Below are 19,913 nucleotides of genomic sequence, written 5' to 3'. Positions count from 1 at the left end.
CCGTTTGGCTATAAAAAAACGCTCATATTCCTATTGAGCGTTTTTTATATGATGGCTTGAAAAGCGTACCTTTAAAGCACCTTTTTTAATACTTTAGAGTTGCGAGTATTGTCATAAAAGGCATAGCGGTCAGCCGGTAGCGATTCAGCAGGGACTTCCATAAACCCATGCTCGACAAACCAATGCGCAGTGCGAGTAGTCAATACATAGAGTTCGTGGATGCCACGGCTACGCGCTTGTTGCTCTAAAAATGCCATCAAATCTGCGCCACGGCTACCATTGCGATAATCGGGATGAACAGCCACACAAGCCACTTCCGCGGCTTGGTCGTTGAGTGGGTATAAAGCCGCGCAGCCTAGCACCATGCCATCACGCTCAATCACGCTAAAGTTTTCGATATCGCTCTCTAAACGCTCACGCGAACGACGGACCAAAATACCTTGTTCTTCGAGTGGCTCTAGCAGTTCAATCAAACCTACCACATCGTCGATATCGGCACGGCGAATTTCTTCATACGGGTCATGGGAAATTAACGTCCCTGAGCCATCACGGGTAAATAACTCTTCAAGCAGTGCACCATCTTTGGCATAGGAGATGATATGGGTACGGTGGATACCGTATTGACAAGCATCGCTTGCCGCCCGTAAGAAACGCGCGATTTCTGAGCTTTCAGGAACATCACGTAAGAAGCGTGTCACTTCATGCGGAATCATTTCTTTAAGCAGGTGAGTGCCATCTTTATAGATACCTGTTTGCTCACCCAAGAAAATTAATTTATCCGCTTTTAGACTAATCGCGGCTTGTAGCGCCACATCTTCAGCCAGCAGGTTAAATACTTCGCCTGTCGCAGAATAGCCCATACTGCCCAAAATCACCACATGATCATGGATTAAATTGTTGTGGATGGCTTCGGCATCAATCGCGCGGACTTCTCCAGTAAATTGATAATCGATGCCATTACGGATACCGTAAGGACGGGCGGTGACGAAGTTGCCTGAGATGGCATCAATACGAGAGCCATACATCGGCGAGTTGGCAAGCCCCATGGATAGCTGCGCTTCAATTTGCAGGCGAATTGAGCCAACGGCTTTTAGGATGTACGGCATGGCTTCTTTTGTGGTGATGCGCACATCATCTGCCATCGGTGTTTCGATATGATTCTCGGCAAGATTGGCATCAATTTGCGGACGCGCACCGTGGACGAGTACGAGCTTAATACCAAGACTATGCAGCAGCGCAAAATCATGAATCAAATGGCTAAAATTGTCGTGATTGACTGCTTCGCCATTGAACATAATGACAAAGGTCTTGCCACGATGAGTGTTGATATAGGGCGCAAAGTTACGAAACCATAATACATAAGGCGGGGTAACATAAGCTGGGGTTGTGGCAGCGGCATTTTGTTGGGCAGTATTGGGTAAATCAATCATAGCGTGATAGGCAAGTATAGGGTTATTGTCAGTCATGGTTTCGCCATCGGCAAGTGGTGCATTGCCATGGGTAAAACTTGCTGAAGTATCGGTTGAAGTTGGCATGATAACAGTAGACATGATAAAAAAGTAGACGTACAAACAGCGCACGATAAAGTTTTTGTCTCTTTTAATTAAACATACATGTAATTAAACATACATGTATGTTTAACAGCGTGATTGCGATATGTCGCTAAGAGACTAACGATAAGGCTATCAATAAACCTTACAAAATACAATAGCTAATCTTACTGATTTTGGCTGCGCTGTTTGTATTTAGTAAATTCATCCCGCAACTTTCAACTTGATAGTGAGTTAAATTGTAAAGTTTGTTATGCTAATCTATAGTCGAGCCTTAACCTATTTGACCACCCAATCAGCGGTGTATGCCAACCTGCCAAAAAAAGAGAATACGCTAACACCCGCTGACACAACAATTTTGAACATTTGAAAATCATGATTTAATGGAGAATATTCATGCAAAAGCTTTCAGTATTCGCGCTAATGACCGCCTCACTTGGGGCATCAGCCGCCGCAATGGCTGTGCTACCAACGGTGGCATTAGACCCTGTTGATAATAATCAAGCAGCGCCTATCTCAGCACCCGCTGCTGGTCAAGTTCAAACCCGCATTTTAGCCTCTGTTGTTGGTCAGGATCCACAAGGTCAAGAAGTGTTAAGCCCCGTCAATGCACAAACGCGCCTTGCATCAGGCAACGTCGTAGAGTATCGCGGCTACTTAACCAATAACAGCCCCGACCGTATCCGCAACATGAAAGTGACCATGAACATTCCAGCCAATATGGAATTAGTGAGCACAAGCGATGTGGAGCCAACCCGCGCGTTTGGTAGTATGGACGGTGCCAATTTTCAATATATGCCGCTAAAGACCAACATGAATGGCGTGCTACAGAACCTACCGATGGCTTACTATAAAGCCATACAGTGGGATGTACCAGGTTTGGGTCTTAATGAAGTAGCGATGGTGAAATATCGTTTAAAAGTAAAATAATAAGCGCTCAACGCATAAAACCGCTCAATTGAATGAGCGGTTTTTTTAGTTACAATTTTTGAAACTTGCCGATTTTTTGCTCGATATCGCTGAGCTTTGCTAAGGTTGCAATTTCGCCTGCTTTTATCGTCGCCTCTCTGGCTACGGTATTGGTCGTGCCAATATCACCAACGGCCGGGCGTATCACCACGTCCGCTAATTTAATTTCAGCAGCATTTGCTTGATTGGGCATGACGGCAAATGTCTTATCCAGTAGCGCCCAAAAATCTTGTGGATGGCTATTTTTTGGCGGGCTTGAAACATCTACCGCGATGATAACGTCTGCGCCCATTTGTTTGGCAGTTTGCACAGGCACAAGGCTTGTCAGACCGCCATCGCCATAGCGTTTGTTGTTGATACGTGGCGGTACAAAAACGCCATACACGCTACTGGACGCACGCACCGCAAGACCAGTATTGCCTTTATCAAAGACGGCTTTTTGCTTGGTGGTTAAATCGGTGGCAACACTGGCAAAACGGATGGGGAGTTTTTCAATCGGTTGATTATCGACTTGAATATTTACCCAGTTTTGTAATTTGATGCCTTCGATAAAGCCTTGTTTGCTCCAGCTATAATCAAGCAATTCATTATTGCTAACATGGGTCGCGATGTCTTCAAGTTCGCTAGCGGACTTGCCACTGGCGTATAAACTACCGACTAGACTGCCGCTACTGGTACCGACGATTAAGTCAGGGGTGATGCCATTTTTTTCCAGTACCTTGATGACGCCGACATGGGCAAAGCCTTTGGCACCGCCCCCGCCTAATACAAGGGCGATTTTGGGTTTTGCTGATGGTTGAACGGATGGTTTAGTAGGTTGTGTGGGTATCAATGGCGTTTTAGTGCAAGCGGTAACCGTAAAAAAAATGCTAGTAGTTATCAGGGCAAAAAAAGAAAGCGGTTTCATAGCAAGCCTAAGTACGTAGAGCAATCATAATGACACTGGGTTGTCTTTTAACTTTTAAAATAGCAATATTTTCTGCCAATTTGGTAAAATTTTTAACCCCAAATTGGGTGGGGTTATAGCCTTTGTTCTTAAGCTCACTGCCAAACTGTCCAATATGTAGCCAACCTTGGTTTTTAGTCAACAATTTTTTGATTATGGGTTTGGCGAAAATCTCATAAATATCATCGAGCAATTTTTGCTCTTGAATGAGCGTAGTCGCATCGGTTAGCAGATTTTTTGTCTTATTTTTACTCGGTTTTTGTCGAATCATTAACAGATTGTTTTGCATTTGGGTTTCAAATAAATCTATCTGATTAAACAAGCTGCGCCACTTACTATAACCGTAATTTTTTGGCGAAATTTTCGGGTAATTGCTATTTAAGTGGCTGATAACTTTGGAAAAATTTGACCAACTATTATTTTGTCGATGATGTTGGATACTTTGCCGACAGGCATTTAATAAAGCTGTGTCTTGTTTTAGTTGCTGCGGCATTACGCGAGCGATAGGCGGCTCAGATACGCTTTCATTCATAGCCAACTTTTGAGTAAAAGATGTATCAGTTAACTGTTGACTTGGGGTTGGTTTGGTCGCGCTATTGCTTGGCTCTGGCGGTATTGTATCATCCATTACAAAATAATCATCGCAAGCGACTTTAAACGATTCTACAGTAGTCGATTTGCCAAAGCCAAAAACTTTCTTGCCTTTGGTACGTAAGTTTTTGGCTAATATGCTAAAGTCACTGTCTGATGAGATGATACAAAAACAGTCGTAATCAAGATAAGATAAGTCAACGGCATCAATAGCTAAAGCGATATCAGTCGCATTTTTACCTTTAACGTAGGCGGGAATATGCACTTGTTCAAGTAATAACTTCAGTGATATATCATCCCAAGTTGTTAGTTTGCCTTGTTTAAAGTCGCCATAAATTCGCTTGCAGGCGATTGTGCCAAGGGTACTGACTTTAGCTAGAATACTTTCAATATTTTTTGCATTGATATTATCGCCATCAATCAAAACAGCAATATTATTAAATGATAAATTTGTTGAGTTCATCGGTTATAAAGCGTAAATTGTGTCGCTATGTATTCTAACTTAATTTGGTGTTTTTTCATGCTATTTTTATTATAGGCAGATAAGCTAACTTTATAATATGACGCTAAAACCTGACATCTTTAACCTCCCTGTTACTGCGCTTGCTGGCGTGGGTAGCAAAATCGCTGAACAGCTTGACCAACTTGGTATTGAGCGCGTGTTTGATTTGTTGCTACATTTGCCGCGTGATTATGAAGATCGCAGCCGACTGGTCAACATGTGTGATGTCGTCGATGGACAATCGGCATTGCTACAAGGCACCGTTGTCCGCGTCGACAACAAAAAGATGGGCCTGAGCGTGACATTGCAAGATAGGACAGCGCAAACAACATTACGCTTTTTCAAAGTCTATCGTGGACTGACCGAAACCATGGCGGTGGGCAATACCTTGCGTGTCTTTGGTGAAATCAGTATCAGTAAGTATGGCACCCAAATCAGCCACCCTGAATATGAAATTATTACTGGACATCAACCCTTGACTAATACAGGGCTGATACCTGTTTATCCAACGGTCAAAAACTTGCATCAAAATAAACTGCGTAGCTTGATTCGACTTGCGCTGCAGACGGTTAAACAAGCCGATCCTGTGATGGCTACTATCAGTGATGCTGAGTGGCAAATCGTACAAAGTGCGCTGAGCCAACAGTTTCCGTTACTGGCAGGTAGCCACAACCCATTTGGGGAATTTAGCTTACTAGAAGCCATTAGCTTTATCCATCAGCCACCGATTTATACCGATTTGAACAAGCAAATTTTGGTATTAGAGGCGTTAAAAAATCGCAGTCATCCGACGTGTCAGCGGCTCATTATCGAAGAAATGCTCGCGCACCAGCTGAGTCTACTGTACCGCAAACAACAACTTTATCAGCACAAAGCACCGCGCTGCGATGCCACAAGCGTGCTTGCCAATCGGCTGTTAGCCAATTTACCTTTTACCCCAACCCATGCCCAAAATCGGGTCGTGGGAGAAATCGTCAAAGATTTATCAACGTCAGTGCCCATGCTGCGACTCGTGCAAGGCGATGTTGGCGCAGGCAAAACCTTGGTGGCAGCTTTGGCGGCGTGCTATGCGCTTGATAGCGGCTGGCAAGTGGCGGTGATGGCACCGACAGAGATTTTGGCGGAGCAACATCTTAATAACTTTAAAAACTGGTTTGAACCGCTTGGCATCGGTGTGGGTTGGCTGGCGGGCAAACAAACAGCCAAAGCGCGTGAAAAAGCCTTGCAACAAGTACAAGACAACGAGGTGCAAATCGTGGTCGGTACGCATGCGCTCTTTCAAGAGCATGTCAATTTTGCCAAGTTGGGCTTGGTGATTATTGATGAGCAGCACCGTTTTGGGGTGGAGCAGCGAATGGCGCTCGTAGATAAAGGCTTGGCGCATACCACACCGCATCAGCTGATTATGACAGCCACACCCATACCGCGTACCCTTGCGATGAGTGCATTTGGTGATATGGATACGTCCATTATTGATGAGCTGCCGCCCAACCGTACCCCCATCACCACCGTCACCATAAGCCGTGACCGACGCGATGAAGTGATTGAACGTATCGCTGCCAACTGCGAGCAAGGCAAACAAGCTTACTGGGTGTGCCCACTAGTCGAAGAGTCTACCGTGCTTGATGCCCAAGCTGCTGAAGCGACCTATGCCGATTTGAATGACAGGCTCAATCTCAACATTGGTTTGGTGCATGGCAAAATGAAACCCAATGACAAACAAGCGGTCATGGCGGATTTTAAAGCGGGTAAAACCGCTTTGCTGGTGGCTACCACCGTGATTGAAGTCGGGGTCGATGTGCCCAATGCTTCGCTGATGGTGATTGAAAATGCTGAGCGATTAGGGTTATCGCAATTGCACCAGCTACGCGGACGCGTGGGACGTGGCACGCAAAAAAGCTTTTGTGTATTGCTTTATCAAACGCCATTGTCAGAAACGGGTATCGAGCGCCTCAATGTGCTACGAGATAGCAATGATGGCTTTGTGATTGCGCAAAAAGATTTGGAACTGCGCGGTGCAGGGGAGCTTTTGGGTAAACGGCAGACAGGGTTTGATAGCTACTATGTCAGTGACCTAGCGAGGGATGAAAGCTTGCTAATCGTGGCGCAAGCGATTGCTAAGTACCTAATTGCTGATGAAAATCGCAAATCACAAGTGCAGCAATATATCAGCCATTGGACACCCGATGCCATTAAATACATTAACGCGTGATAGCGCATAGTAGGCGCTTAAATTCTGATAGAGCGCTATTTTTACAGATAAAGCGCCTATTCACATCTGCAATTTTTTGTTATTTTATGCCATATGACTGATGGATGAATGGACACTTGCATGGCTATTGGTTTTAGTTGATTTTTTATACATGGGGCAATATCACTGTTATTAATATAGAACTATCAATATTTTAAGGATATATGTTATGCCACAAACCAAATATGATGTACCTATCGCAGACAAAGCGCATGCGGATGAAATCATCAAAAAAACCGAAGACATCAAAGGGGTCAAGTTTGTCAATGTTAACCCTAATGGCACCATCGTTGTGACCCATGGTGACGACTTTGATGAAGCGGCATTCAAAACGGCCGTGGGTATCTAGCTACTAGTCTTGATAAGCGACTAGGTTTTATGCCTAGTTTTATTGCCTGTATGTTTTATTACATAAATTTTTGACTGCACAAAAGCTGACTTCGGTCAGCTTTTTTATTGGCTAAAATTTGCCGTTAATTGTTCATTCAATTGTCATACGGTTGTCACCTTCGTCAGCTAATGTTTCCTAGCGATAGCGTATCTTTTTATTACAATTTGACTTATCACAATTTGACTTTTCATATTGTGGCTTTGCCTAACCTTGAGGAAATCCCATGACTGACCAACCCGCTGAGCAAAATTCTCCTATCCACAATTTGCTTAAAGATACCCAGCCATCAAATCCAAGTATCAACCGTCGCCGTTTTTTACAATCTACCTCGCTTGCGACTGCCGCAGGTGCATCGATGTTGCTAGCGGGTTGTAATAATGACAATGATGATAATGATAACACAGCGCAGGTTAGCTTTTTACATGGCGTAGCCAGTGGCGACCCGCTTGCTGACAAAGTGATTTTATGGACTCGGGTGACACCGGTGAGCAGTGGCAGCAGCCTTGATGTCGAGTGGCAAATTGCCAGTGATAATACGTTTAATACCATCATCAATAAAGGCACGAGCAAAACAAACGGTGGGCAAGATTATACGGTCAAAGTGGATGCCACGGGTTTACAGCCGAATACGCCTTACTTTTATCGATTTATATGTGGTGGTGTCACCAGTCCGATTGGCAAAACCAAAACCCTACCTGTCACAAATGTCAATCAAGTGAAACTTGCGGTGGTGAGCTGTTCAAACTATCCTGCAGGCTATTTTCATGCGTATGCCGATATTGCCAAGCGTAGCGATGTCGATGTGCTGCTCCACTTAGGTGATTATATCTATGAATATGGTCGCCATACCATCGATGACCAAGGTAAAACGGTGCCTGCCTATGCTTCAAGCCAGGCCGCACAGCTCAAGCGCGAAGTCATCCCAGTTGAGGAGTTACTCACCATTACTGGCTATCGCTTGCGCTATGCCCAATATCGTACCGATAAAGATTTGCAAGCGGTACATGCCGCCATGCCAATGATTGCGGTGTGGGACGACCATGAGATTAGTAATGATACTTATAAAGCAGGTGCTGAAAACCACCAATCCAATGAAGGCGATTGGAATCAGCGCAAGATGGACGCGATGAAAGCCTATCATGAATGGATGCCCACGCGTAATAGTGTGATGACGCAAATTTATCGTAGTTTTGATTTTGGTAATTTACTCAGTCTACATATGCTAGACACCCGTGTTATTGCCCGGGACAAACAGCTAGATTACAATAATTTTTTAGTTAAAGATGCCAATGGTCAGCTCACCTTGGATGGCACGAAATTCACCGCAGCAATGCGAGATACCAGTCGCCAATTGATTGGTTTGCCCCAACAAAATTGGCTGGCAGGTCAATTGCAAGCGTCAAAGTCGACTTGGCAAATTCTGGGTCAGCAAGTGGTGATGGGGCAGATGTTTATTCCTGCACCCGTACTGCTCAACTTTATGAACCCTGCCTTGGGGGTAGATGCCGTCACTTATCTGACCCTAATGCAAAAAGCGCAGACCGCGCCCACGACCTTGACGCCGCAAGAGCAGAGTATGGTACAACAATTGCAGCAAGCCCCATTCATTCCTTATAACCTAGATGCGTGGGATGGTTACGCGGTGGCACGCGAGATGATTTATGGTATTGCCAACGCTATGCAAAAAAACTTAGTGGTATTGGCAGGCGATACCCATAACGCTTGGGCAAATAATCTAGTCAATGTCAAAGGTGAACCCGTCGGGGTGGAATTTGCGGTACAATCAGTGACATCGCCAGGTTTTGAAGAATACTTAGCGACAGTTGACCCAAAACAGCTATCGCTGGGGTTACCCATGTTGGTCAAAGGCGGTACGTTAAAATGGTGTGACACCTCTCAGCGCGGTTATATGATTGTGACAGTCACCCCTGAGCAATGCACCAGCGACTGGGTGTTTGTCAGTGATATCACCAAGCCCACCTATACAAGCAGTGTTGGTAAAACCATGCGTGTCAGAGTGGGTGAACCTTATTTGGTTTAGACAACTTTGATAAAACCCAATAAAAAAGCCGCTAACTTAGCGGCTTTTTTTGATACATCATTACATATTTGGGTAATTTGGACCACCACCGCCTTCTGGCGTGACCCACGTGATGTTTTGTGAGGGGTCTTTGATATCACAAGTTTTACAGTGCACACAGTTTTGTGAGTTGATTACAAATTTTGCGCCGCTGTCACTTTGTACCACTTCATATACCCCTGCTGGGCAGTAACGCTGTGCAGGCTCAGCAAAGATTTTGAGGTTACGCTTAATTGGCACCTCTGGATCGGTTAATTTTAGATGACAAGGTTGATCTTCAGCGTGGTTGGTATTGGAGATAAACACGGAAGATAATTTATCAAAGGTCAGCTTACCATCGGGCTTTGGATACTCAGGGATATAAGCGTGGTCTGCGCGCTCAAGCACATCGTAGTCTGGCATTCTGTCACGAATAGTCAGTGGCATTTTACCCTTAAATATATTTTGCTCTAGGAAGTTGAACGCACCGCCCATCCAGATACCCATGCGGTGCATCGCATTTGCGAAGTTACGCGCTTGGTACATGTCGTTGTAGAGCCAGGATGCTTTGAATTTTTGCTCATAAGTTGGCACTTCGTCATGTTGACGACCGGCAGCAATCGCTTCATACACGGCTTCAGCGGCTAACATACCGGATTTGATGGCGGTATGAGTACCTTTGATTTTTGCTGGGTTTAGGAAGCCTGCATCGTCACCCACTAACACACCACCGGCAAAATACAGTTTTGGTAATGAGTTTAAACCGCCTTTGGTCAAGGCACGCGCACCGTAAGATAAGCGTTTACCGCCTTCTAAAATATTGCGAATGAGCGGGTGGGTTTTTAGACGTTGTAACTCATCAAATGGCGATAGGTAAGGGTTGTGATAAGACAAGTCAATCACCATACCAAATGACACTTGGTTGTTTTCATCAAAGTATAACCACCAACCACCGTTACTATGCGTCTCGCTAAGTGGCCAACCTGAACCGTGCAGCACCATGCCTTCTTGGTGTTTGGCAGGGTCAATTTCCCAAAGCTCTTTTAAGCCAATCCCGTAGTGCTGCGGGTCTTTGCCTTCTGATAGGTTAAAACGGCTGATTAAGCGTTTACCTAAGTGACCACGGCAGCCTTCAGCAAAAATGGTGTATTTTGCCAGTAGCTCATAGCCTGGCTCATAGCCTGATTTTGGTTGACCTTCGGCATTGACGCCCATGTCACCTGTCAATACACCACGGACAGAACCATCTTCGTTGTAGAGGATTTCAGCGGCAGAAAAACCTGGGAACATCATTACTTCAAGCTCTTCGGCTTGGGTAGCTAACCAACGTACAAGGTTACCCAATGAGATAATGTAGTTGCCATGGTTGTGCATCAAACTTGGGACGATTTTTTCTGGCAATTCGCGGTATTTGGTCTTATTTTTGAGCATGTAGACGCGGTCACCTTTGGTTTGCACGCGAACGGGCGCACCTTTTTCTTTCCAATCAGGAATCAGTTCAGTCAGTGCATTAGGCTCCATGACCGCACCTGATAAGATATGGGCACCAAATTCTGACCCTTTCTCAACGATACACACGCTAAAATCAGGATTGCCAGCAGCAATGGCAAGTTGACGTAGACGAATTGCCGCAGATAGACCTGAAGGTCCGCCACCCACGATAACTACGTCAAACTCCATTTGCTCGCGTTCGATGTCTTGCATACAAACTCCTTAGAAAAATAAAATTCAGTGATGACAACTTGCTTAACCTTGCGCGCATTGGGTTAAACAATGCGGTTCTTCAGCTTACATCTGACAATACACATAAGTTGCATCACGATGATTTTTGCAAGGCTAGTGATCTAGAAGGTTAGCCTTTGATTATCAGTTCATCAAATAATTGCTGGCACAGGCTGGCAATGTTATCAATGGTTTTCTTGATTTTAACATATAATGAATCGTTATATGAATTCAGAAAAAATACTACTTAGTATAATAGATTAACCGTTTAACCACCTAATATTTTTGCAGGAGAAAATGACTGCCGGGCTTAATTTATCGCATCCAATCTGACTTGTCTTATGCTATCTGTCACCTTTATATACAATAAATCGACACAGGTACTAACAGCGACTATTTGAAACCCAGCGTTGAATTGACTACTATGTACCACAAAGTGATGTCAACACAGCGCATCATGGCATTCATAAACCCATACAATCCTCTAAATCCTAATCTAAATAAAAACTACCATAATACGAGCTATAAAATGACTAATACTGATACTAATAATGTAGCATCTAAACCCAGTTTTGATACTAGCTTTGATATAAGCGAGCTAAGCCAACAAATCGAGCAATCGGTTACTTCGCAAGCCGTAGCAGCCGCAAATCATCCGACACGCCAAATTCCACCGCTTGAAAAATGGCAACCCAAACTCAGCGGTGCGATGGATATGGTGGTCAAAGCCAATGGCGAGTGGTGGCATGAAGGCAGTCAAATCACCCGTCCACTACTCATTGATCTGTTTGCCAAAGTGTTGTGGTCAGAGGTTGATGACAACCACCACGTTCAGTATTTTTTAAAAACCCCTGTTGAGAAATGGCAAATTCAAGTAGAAGACGCGCCACTGCTAGTCAATCAAGTGGACGTCATTAACGAGCAATTTGGTGGTACTAGCAAACCGGTGTTGCAGTTCACCACCACGCAAGGCGATGTGGTGATTGCTGACGAGCAGCATCCGATCCGTTTGGGTTTGCCATTTACCCATGCAAACCAGCATGATGCTGGCTTACAGCAAAAACAAGCCAGTCAGCCTTATCTGTTGGTTCGCCAAAATGGTGACTCAGCATTATACGGACTCATTCATCGCAATGTGTTTTACCATTTGATTAAGTTGGGTGAGTTGGCAGAGGGTGAAGAGGGGACGTCATTGATTTTGCACAGTGGTGATAGCACTTTTACCTTGACGATGACCCTCTAACCAGCCGCTTTAGCCAAATTTTGATAACTTGTGAACCAGCAAGGTGACGAATTTGCTGTCAAATTCAGCAACTGCATTTTTTTGTAGTGAGCGTCTAAAAATTGGTATAAGATAGTGGTCTATTTTATGGGTAGGCGATTATTTTGCGGTTTTATCTAGCAAACACCCTGCGAGTTGGACTGATTAGGCTATGGTAGAGTTAGCAAGCGCGCCGATAGGCGTATTTGATTCTGGGTTGGGCGGATTGTCGGTATTGACCCATTTGCAGCGACGCTTGCCATTTGAACGTTATATCTATCTTGCCGATACCCTGCATGTACCCTATGGCTCACGCAGTGAAGTACAGATTCGTGAACTTACCTTGCAGGCAGTGGACTGGCTACACTCGCAAGGCTGTAAGCTTATTGTGATAGCTTGCAATAGTGCCTCTGCGCATGGATTACAGGCGGCAAGGCGGCAGTATCCTCAAGTACCGATTGTCGGCTTAGTCCCTGCATTAAAACCTGCGGTGATGCAGTCGGCGACCAAGCAAGTCGCGGTGTTGGCAACCCCAGCGACCTTGCACGGGTATTTACTCAATGAAGTTATTGAACAAGTCGCCAAACCGCAGCAAGTGACTGTCCACAAATATAGCTTTAACAGCCTAGTGCCTTGGGTAGAATTGGGTATGCCAAGCCATCACCCAGCCGTGACGGATTTAGATCACTTGCTAAGTGAGTTACAGGATAAAAAGGTAGACCAGTTGGTACTGGGCTGTACCCATTTTCCTTTTTTTAAAGCCTATTTGGCACAGCGTATCGACGAGCTGATGACCCACCAAGCTATGGGGCAAGTGGCATTGATTGATTCAGGCGATGCCATTGCCAAACGGGTGCATGATTTGCTTGAGCAAGCCAATCAGCTTGCCTCTCATAAAGAGCGACCACGGTTACAGTTTTATGCCACCGCCAACTTACCCACTACTGAGCAGGCGGCAACGCGTTTGTTGCAGCGATTTTTGCCAGAGTTGGGGATTGATTTTTTTACCTTGTGTGTGACTCAACATCGCGCAGTGTATTGAACTTGTTTGTTAGTCAGCATGGCTTTTTACCCTTTTAGCTTTTAACGATTTAGCTTCTAACGAGTCAGCTTTTAACCCTTTACTTTTTTAATTAATTGCGTTCATTAGAGCGTTATGGAGAAGATAGCATGTCTCAAAAGAAACGTTATCATATTCATATCTCTTTGGTGAGAAATGAAAATCTCTACCTAGAGAACGCGCTAGAGTACGCGTTATCGACGGATTATTTTTTGACTTGGGATTTGCTTGCGACCCATACCAATTTTGTTGAGTACAGCCGCCAACAAATCGACCAATGTGATTATATGATTTTTATTTTGGGCAATGATTACGGTCATTTAAGCCTATCTGGTGTCAGTTATCTGCACTTATCTTATATCTATGCGTCTTCAAAACGTGTGCCGATGATTGCGTTAGTCAATACCCAACCAAGCCAACATGAGCTATTACGTCAACGGTTGGATTTGTTTAATTTGGTGATTAAAGAGCAAGGTTCGCGGGCAATTCATTTCGATCAGAACCATGATGGTGTGCCAGACTGTGTGCGAATGCTTGAGGAAATCAAAGACAAGTTTCCGCGATCAGGTTGGGTCAAAGACACCCTTCCATTGAGGACGCTACCGACAGGCGCTAGTGGGGATTTGAAGTCGGTTTTTGTCTCGGATAGATTTCATATCCGTAATAGTGTGCAACCCGCCTTAACTGCCAGTAGTCTAGAGCGCGATCAAAAGCCGCCTGAACTTGAAGTCAGACCGACCCAAGTCACGCCAAAAGAGCTCAATGAAGCGTTATTGGTCAATTACACCGCACACGCGTTTGAAGGCGGCAACTTGCGAGAAATCAGCGCAGCTTATACATTTAGCTGGGGCAATATTGTGCAAATGCTACAAGCATTACCGCAACCGTTTACCAGTAATATGATGTTGACCCAAATTAATGATGCCCTCAAAGATGCTGCGATGGCAGAGGCGCTCAAAATCTCACCCAAAATCCATGCCGTCTCTCGCTGTCAAATTAGCAATATCGATTATCAATGGATCAAAAGCCAACTGGTGAAAAAACAATGGTTGGTCTCGGTCAAAGAAGAGCGAAGTATCCGCGAGCTGTGGCAGATTAACATCATTGTACAAGCTTAATCCGTCATTTTTAACACACCTTTTTTAGTGGTTTATCTCAGTATTTTACCCAAGCATGTTATACCAGCTTTCACCAAGCCATGATTTACTCATGTCATGATAATGTTATACAGACCTGCTAACTAGCGTCACATTTGTTTGTGTTATGATAATCTGAAAATGCATATAACGATAACGAGAATAAAAAGAGGAGAAAATTATGAGCAATCATGTGACCCAACAAGCAGACGATCTTGAAAACAACATCAACCAACTTGAAGATACCATGCACGAAGCGCAGCAGTTTCGCACCCTCGAAGAGCAAGTCGAAGATATGAAACGCCGTGGCATCAACCCACGCGATAACTTCAAAAAATGGGATGAAGACGAAGAGGACAATTGGGGCAGCAATTCAAAAGGCGAAGTCAAACCGATCCAAATGGATGATGGTGAAGAGCCCACCCCGCCACCTATTGTATAAGGTTGTACAATGCGCGGATATTAACAAAACCCTATCACTATCAACAAAAAACCCTTAATGGTGACATTAAGGGTTTTTTGTTTGGGGATGAAAAATTGATAAACATTGTAGATGACTAAGTCCCAAATACCTCAGGTTTAAATCATTTAAGGTTTCAATGACTAAGGCGTTGTCACCCCACCTTGCCCATTATCGATACGATAGTAACTCGTGCGCCCATTGGCATCGCGTATCATTTTAGTGGGCGTGGCAGTAACCGTTGAATTCGGTACAGACTGGTATCGAACGGGCGTTTGGGTCGGGTATTGGGTTGGATACTGAGCATTGCCTGTTGGCTGAGTCATTAGCATACGGTAGAGTTTCATACCCGCACGACCATCCGGGTTGACACCTTGCTGCCGTTGAAAATCTTGAATCGCATAGCGCGTTTTATCGCCAATCATGCCATCAGCTTGACCAATATCATACCCACGATTAAGTAGTGCTTGCTGAATTTCACGGGCTTGACGGCGACTAATACCGGCATCATCCGTTGGCCAAGGTGTGACAAAGCCGACATTGCTAGTACGGTTTTGGCTAATCATATCGGATAAATGCGCAATCGCTAGCGCGTAGTTCTCTGACGCATTGTAACTATAAAACGCATCGAAATTTTTACCCACTAAGAACGCCGGGCCTTTAATACCCGCAGGTAATAGCAAACCTGTACTATCAAGGCTAGAAGGTAGCGGCTGACCATTGGCAAGAGTCAGACCTTGACTGCGCCAGTAGCTCATCGGTTTTTTGGCCTTGCGGTTGCTATCTGCCCAAAACCCTGCAGGCAACTTGACCTCAAATCCCCAAGGTTCGCCCGTGCGATAACCTGCTTTATCCAAGAAATTGGCCGTTGACGCGAGCGCATCAGCTTGGCTGTTGACCAAATCTTTACGTCCATCACCATCAAAATCTTGCGCCAAGCGTAAGAAGGTACTTGGCATAAACTGGGTTTGCCCAAACGCGCCTGCCCATGAGCCAGTCATATCATCACGGCGGATGTCACCATTTTGCAAGATACGCAGCGCGTTGGCGTATTCCGTGCGAAAGTACGATTGACGACGATCAAAGCAAGACAGGGTCGCTAACGACTGGATTAAGTCTTTTTTACCCAGCTGTTTACCAAAGTTAGATTCCACCCCCCAAACACCGAGTACATCCGTTCCTTTCACGCCATAGCGCTGCTCGATGCGGCTTAACGTACTTTGCAGTTGGTTTTTGGCATTGATACCGTCTTGCACACGCTCTTCATCGACCAAACCTGAGAGATAGTCCCACACTTCTTTTTGAAACTCAGGTTGATAGTTGAGCGAGACAATCACGCTAGGGTCAGGCTCAGTTGGGCGATATTGTTCTAAAGTGCTGGCTACACCGCGAAAGGTGCTGCTGTTTTTGAGATTGGATAAACACTGTTGAAACTGGGCATTGCTAAGATTAGGCGGTGTCGGTGCGGCATTGGCTTGGCTAATCATCGCCACGCCTGCCAGCGCCATAAAAATCGGAAGTAAACGCATAACAAACCTTGAATAGTGATAGATAAAGACATCAACAAACGGGGTGAATTTTGACTCATTCAAGGGTATAAAAAAAGCCCGCTTAGTGAAAGGAGTAAATGCATTTAATTACATTTTTTCACATTGGGTGATAAAGCGTTAATTTTTGCACGGTTATAGTAAGTCCAATTATTTAACGCGAAAAAATTGGGCATTAACGCGGTAAAGCCCAATTTTGGAAAGACTAATAAGTATCAATAAAATCACAATACGCGTTATTGTTCGATCATAAAACCGCTAAAATATTGTTTAAGCTTAGCAAGCTTGGGCGGAATCACAAAGTTGCAATAGCTTTGGGTCGGGTTGTTGGCGTAATAGTCTTGGTGGTAGTCCTCGGCAACGAAAAACTGCGCAGCAGGATGCACTTCGGTCACCACCTTGATGCCTTGCTCATCACGAAGCTCACCAATCACACGGTCAATGGTCGGTTTTTGCTGCGCTTCATCGGTGTAAAACACCACAGAGGCATATTGTCTGCCGACATCATTACCTTGACGGTCTTGTGTCGTCGGATCATGGGTGGCAAAGAAAATATCCAATACCGTCTCAAGCGGAATAATGGTCTCATCAAAATCGACTTTAATCACTTCGACATGACCGGTATCGCCGCCACAGACGGCTTTGTAGTTGGCGCTTACTTCATCACCGCCCATATAGCCTGATGTGACATCGGTCACACCTTTGACATGACTAAATACGGATTCGGTACACCAAAAACAGCCACCGCCTAAAATAATCGTTTGCATAATAGTACCTTTTTATGGTTATTTCATTGGTTTGATATAAGGGTTAAAATAAATTATTAAAAGTAAAACGGGTGAAAATGTTAGAATAGCAAAGTTTACTCGCCATTCAAGTTAGGCAATGTAAACCAAGTTTCCGCTATCTAAAAACCTGACAGTTTAAGCGTTTGTTAAGCGTTCCTTAAGCATTTTATTGTTGAAGCGAGCATAAAACTGTCAGCGATACTAAGTCAGCGATACTGAGTCTTAGTAACGCTCAATCAGCCATAGTGAGTCAGCCGCATGAGTCAGCCCCAAGCCAAACCACCCCTCGATACCTTATTTACCACGCCGCTAGATGCCAATGCGCGGTTTAGCTTTGATGAGCAAGTGGTGGCTTGTTTTCCCGATATGATTCGCCGTAGTGTGCCTGGGTACGGACAGATGCTCGCCATGTTGCCGATTTTTGCCAAACGCCATTGCCAGTTTCGCCAAACCAATAGCGACGGCAATAAAGTCAGCCGCGTCTATGATTTGGGCTGTTCACTCGGGGCGGTGAGTTTTGCGCTCGCAGGCGAGTTTGCGCCGCAAGATTTGCAAATCAAAGCCATTGATATCTCAGAGCCGATGATCGCCAAAGCGCAAAGTGTACTGATGCAGCATTATCCTGAGCATGATATCGAGCTGATTTGCGCTGATGTGTGTGAGGTGGCGTTTGAGCGGTGCGATATGATTGTGCTCAATTTAACCTTGCAGTTTTTATCCCCTGACAAGCGCGAGCAGTTACTCAAACGCTGTTATGATGCGTTGGCTGAAGGCGGTATTATGATTTTGACCGAAAAAACCCATTTGCTCGATGAAGCGGACGATGCCTGGCGTGTTGAGCGGTATTATGATTTTAAACGCGCCAATGGCTATAGTGAGATGGAAATCAGTGGTAAACGCAATGCGCTCGAGAATGTGCTTATCACCGATACCCTCAATTTTCATCATCAGCGTTTAGCAACAGTAGGGTTTGACCGCCATTTGACGTGGTTTCAGTTTTTAAACTTTGCGTCGATTATTGCGTTTAAGTGATGATTGCCCTTAAAAGATGAAAACCTGTCAATCCTAAAAGAGTCCACCATGAACCATACCATCAAAACTGCCGAAACCGACGTCTATCTTACCTTGCTGCAATTGGCGGAAAAATACCCAGTTGCCAATGAATGGCTTGCCAAGTTGCCCAACTGGCTCGCTACCATCAAAGACAAATCACGCTACGCCCATGCCCCATTTTATCAATCGCTTATTGAGCGCTTGCCCGTGGTTGACAACGCGCAAGTAGACTTAAATCAACCCTGTATCACCGCAGCATTTGATTGGCAAGACAATGAATACAAGCAAACCCATGCGCTACTCAAACGTTTGATGCCGTGGCGCAAAGGCGGTTTTTTACTGGGTCAAGATGACCTGCAAATCCATATTGATACCGAATGGCGTAGTGACTGGAAATGGGATAGGGTATTGCCGCATATCAGCCCACTTCACGGCAAACGCGTGCTAGATGTGGGTGGTGGTTCGGGTTATCACGGTTGGCGTATGGCGGGCGCAGGGGCAAGCACGGTGATTGTGATTGACCCATCGTGTCTGTTTTATCACCAGTTTATGGCGATTCGGCATTTCGTCAGAGACGCTGACCGTAACGATTACGGACGCAACACAGTGCACTATGTGCCCGTACCGCTTGAAGCCTTGCCCAATCCTAGCCTGACTAGCGGGCAAGCAGGGCTGTTTCATACCGTGTTTAGTATGGGCGTGCTGTATCACCGCGCGTCACCGTTTGAGCATCTTGAGCAATTATACAATCAACTAGCAAAAGGCGGAGAATTGGTACTAGAAACCCTGGTGATTGAAGGGGATGCAACATCCGTGCTAGTGCCAAGTGAGCGCTATGCACAGATGAATAACGTGAATTTTATTCCATCGGTTGCGGCACTGTCGCTATGGCTGTACAAAGTAGGCTTTGTGGCGGTGCGCTGTGTCGATGTGGATGTGACATCGACGGATGAACAACGCAAAACCGACTGGATGGATTATCAATCTTTAAGCGATTTTCTTGACCCCAATGATAGCAGCAAAACCATCGAGGGCTATCAACGCCCGACCCGTGCGGTGATGATAGCCAAACGACCGTAACGGTAACATAAACAAGTAACATGGGTAATGCGGTTTGGGGTAATGGCGTTTTAGGCTAGTAAGGTTTAGAGCAGGGTAGTTTAAAGCGTCCTACTAAAATACCACTCCAAGACCATTTTGATGAGAAAGCCAAAAAAACCGCCGCCCAATGCCAAAAAAATCCAAAATGTGCCTTGTTTGCCTGCATTGTTTTTCTTGGAAATATCGTACATGATAAAAAATAAAAACGCGATAAAGATAGGCAGCAGCACATACATGCCAAGTTTGGTGATTAACTCACTAGAGACTAAAACAAACATGTTATTATCCTATGATTGTCATCAGACATTAAAAAATTTTAGCACATATTATACGCCAAAAAACCGCGTTTCCTTGTAATGGCATGTATCTTTTGACAGGATTATAATGAAAAAACCATCAAAAATTGGTATATTGAACGCCAAAATCAATCTCCCTCGATTGTGAGCGAGTGATAGCGTCAAATCGATGGTGATTCATTGATTTATCGTGCTTTTTTAGCTATCAATCCTGCAACAAAACCTGTGAG

The 19,913-nt window shown here is 44.8% G+C and carries 17 protein-coding genes; 10 read left to right on the top strand and 7 right to left on the bottom strand.

All coding sequences use genetic code 11. The features are described from left to right. Nucleotides 1–71: 71 nt before the first annotated feature. Nucleotides 72–1,430 carry an amino-acid N-acetyltransferase gene (gene argA / locus RTL34_RS08490; RefSeq protein WP_065253583.1) on the bottom strand — a complete coding sequence of 453 codons (1,359 nt, stop codon included), beginning with the start codon at nt 1,428–1,430 and terminating at the stop codon, nt 72–74. Nucleotides 1,431–1,946: 516 nt separating this feature from the next. Between argA and RTL34_RS08485 the strand changes: the two genes are divergently transcribed. After that, nucleotides 1,947–2,480: a hypothetical protein gene (locus RTL34_RS08485; protein WP_065253570.1), complete on the top strand. Its 534-nt coding sequence runs from the start codon at nt 1,947–1,949 to the stop codon at nt 2,478–2,480. A gap of 49 nt (nt 2,481–2,529) precedes the next feature. Here RTL34_RS08485 and RTL34_RS08480 read toward each other — a convergent pair whose 3' ends face one another. Further along, nucleotides 2,530–3,426, bottom strand: coding sequence for a patatin-like phospholipase family protein (locus tag RTL34_RS08480; protein ID WP_099807409.1), 897 nt, complete (start codon nt 3,424–3,426; stop codon nt 2,530–2,532). Between the two features lie 7 nt (nt 3,427–3,433). Continuing rightward, on the bottom strand, nt 3,434–4,519 hold the full coding sequence (locus tag RTL34_RS08475; protein ID WP_007115858.1) for an NYN domain-containing protein: 1,086 nt from the start codon (nt 4,517–4,519) through the stop codon (nt 3,434–3,436). Between the two features lie 97 nt (nt 4,520–4,616). On the opposite strand from RTL34_RS08475, the gene recG reads away from it, so the two are divergent. The 3 genes from recG to RTL34_RS08460 all read left to right on the top strand — a co-directional run bounded on the left by recG (nt 4,617) and on the right by RTL34_RS08460 (nt 9,241). Continuing rightward, entirely contained in the window at nt 4,617–6,770 is a 2,154-nt protein-coding gene (recG, locus tag RTL34_RS08470) for an ATP-dependent DNA helicase RecG (RefSeq protein ID WP_312116179.1), read from the top strand. Nucleotides 6,771–6,978: 208 nt separating this feature from the next. Continuing rightward, the gene (locus tag RTL34_RS08465) at nt 6,979–7,158 is read left to right on the top strand and encodes a hypothetical protein (RefSeq protein WP_282842130.1); all 180 of its coding nucleotides are present in this window, start codon (nt 6,979–6,981) and stop codon (nt 7,156–7,158) included. A gap of 265 nt (nt 7,159–7,423) precedes the next feature. Next, nucleotides 7,424–9,241 carry an alkaline phosphatase D family protein gene (locus tag RTL34_RS08460; RefSeq protein WP_312116176.1) on the top strand — a complete coding sequence of 606 codons (1,818 nt, stop codon included), beginning with the start codon at nt 7,424–7,426 and terminating at the stop codon, nt 9,239–9,241. Nucleotides 9,242–9,301: 60 nt separating this feature from the next. Here RTL34_RS08460 and RTL34_RS08455 read toward each other — a convergent pair whose 3' ends face one another. Next, the gene (locus tag RTL34_RS08455) at nt 9,302–10,963 is read right to left on the bottom strand and encodes an electron transfer flavoprotein-ubiquinone oxidoreductase (RefSeq protein ID WP_312116173.1); all 1,662 of its coding nucleotides are present in this window, start codon (nt 10,961–10,963) and stop codon (nt 9,302–9,304) included. 547 nt (nt 10,964–11,510) lie between these two features. Here RTL34_RS08455 and RTL34_RS08450 point away from each other — a divergent pair. The 4 genes from RTL34_RS08450 (at nt 11,511) to RTL34_RS08435 (ending at nt 14,880) form a co-directional block, all read left to right on the top strand. Further along, nucleotides 11,511–12,224 carry a DUF1285 domain-containing protein gene (locus tag RTL34_RS08450; protein WP_312116171.1) on the top strand — a complete coding sequence of 238 codons (714 nt, stop codon included), beginning with the start codon at nt 11,511–11,513 and terminating at the stop codon, nt 12,222–12,224. 190 nt (nt 12,225–12,414) lie between these two features. Next, nucleotides 12,415–13,284, top strand: a complete 870-nt coding sequence (gene murI, locus RTL34_RS08445) for a glutamate racemase (protein ID WP_312116169.1) — start codon at nt 12,415–12,417, stop codon at nt 13,282–13,284. 128 nt (nt 13,285–13,412) lie between these two features. Continuing rightward, complete coding sequence (locus RTL34_RS08440; protein ID WP_312116166.1) at nt 13,413–14,420, top strand: DUF4062 domain-containing protein; 1,008 nt, start codon at nt 13,413–13,415, stop codon at nt 14,418–14,420. Between the two features lie 199 nt (nt 14,421–14,619). Continuing rightward, a complete protein-coding gene (locus RTL34_RS08435; RefSeq protein ID WP_007115866.1) occupies nt 14,620–14,880 on the top strand; it encodes a hypothetical protein in 261 nt (86 codons plus the stop codon). A gap of 161 nt (nt 14,881–15,041) precedes the next feature. Here the strand turns inward: RTL34_RS08435 and RTL34_RS08430 are convergent, their stop codons facing one another. Together RTL34_RS08430 and msrA are read right to left on the bottom strand one after the other, a co-directional pair. Further along, on the bottom strand, nt 15,042–16,427 hold the full coding sequence (locus tag RTL34_RS08430) for a lytic murein transglycosylase (RefSeq protein WP_312116162.1): 1,386 nt from the start codon (nt 16,425–16,427) through the stop codon (nt 15,042–15,044). 254 nt (nt 16,428–16,681) lie between these two features. Continuing rightward, nucleotides 16,682–17,212 (bottom strand): peptide-methionine (S)-S-oxide reductase MsrA, encoded by a 531-nt coding sequence (gene msrA / locus RTL34_RS08425; protein WP_050325183.1) that lies wholly within the window; start codon nt 17,210–17,212, stop codon nt 16,682–16,684. A 279-nt stretch (nt 17,213–17,491) separates the two neighbouring features. Here msrA and cmoA point away from each other — a divergent pair, with 279 nt between their 5' ends. Together cmoA and cmoB are read left to right on the top strand one after the other, a co-directional pair. Next, nucleotides 17,492–18,265 (top strand): carboxy-S-adenosyl-L-methionine synthase CmoA, encoded by a 774-nt coding sequence (cmoA, locus tag RTL34_RS08420; protein WP_096488316.1) that lies wholly within the window; start codon nt 17,492–17,494, stop codon nt 18,263–18,265. Nucleotides 18,266–18,313: 48 nt separating this feature from the next. Next, a complete protein-coding gene (gene cmoB / locus RTL34_RS08415) occupies nt 18,314–19,366 on the top strand; it encodes a tRNA 5-methoxyuridine(34)/uridine 5-oxyacetic acid(34) synthase CmoB (protein ID WP_312116158.1) in 1,053 nt (350 codons plus the stop codon). Nucleotides 19,367–19,446: 80 nt separating this feature from the next. Here cmoB and RTL34_RS08410 read toward each other — a convergent pair whose 3' ends face one another. After that, the gene (locus RTL34_RS08410) at nt 19,447–19,665 is read right to left on the bottom strand and encodes a DUF2788 domain-containing protein (RefSeq protein WP_007117392.1); all 219 of its coding nucleotides are present in this window, start codon (nt 19,663–19,665) and stop codon (nt 19,447–19,449) included. Between the last annotated feature and the right edge of the window lie 248 nt (nt 19,666–19,913).

Origin of the sequence: Moraxella sp. CTOTU47915 (genome assembly GCF_031986685.1) — a bacterium.
GTDB lineage: Bacteria > Pseudomonadota > Gammaproteobacteria > Pseudomonadales > Moraxellaceae > Faucicola > Faucicola tetraodonis.
This window is presented reverse-complemented; position numbering and strand designations above follow the sequence as displayed.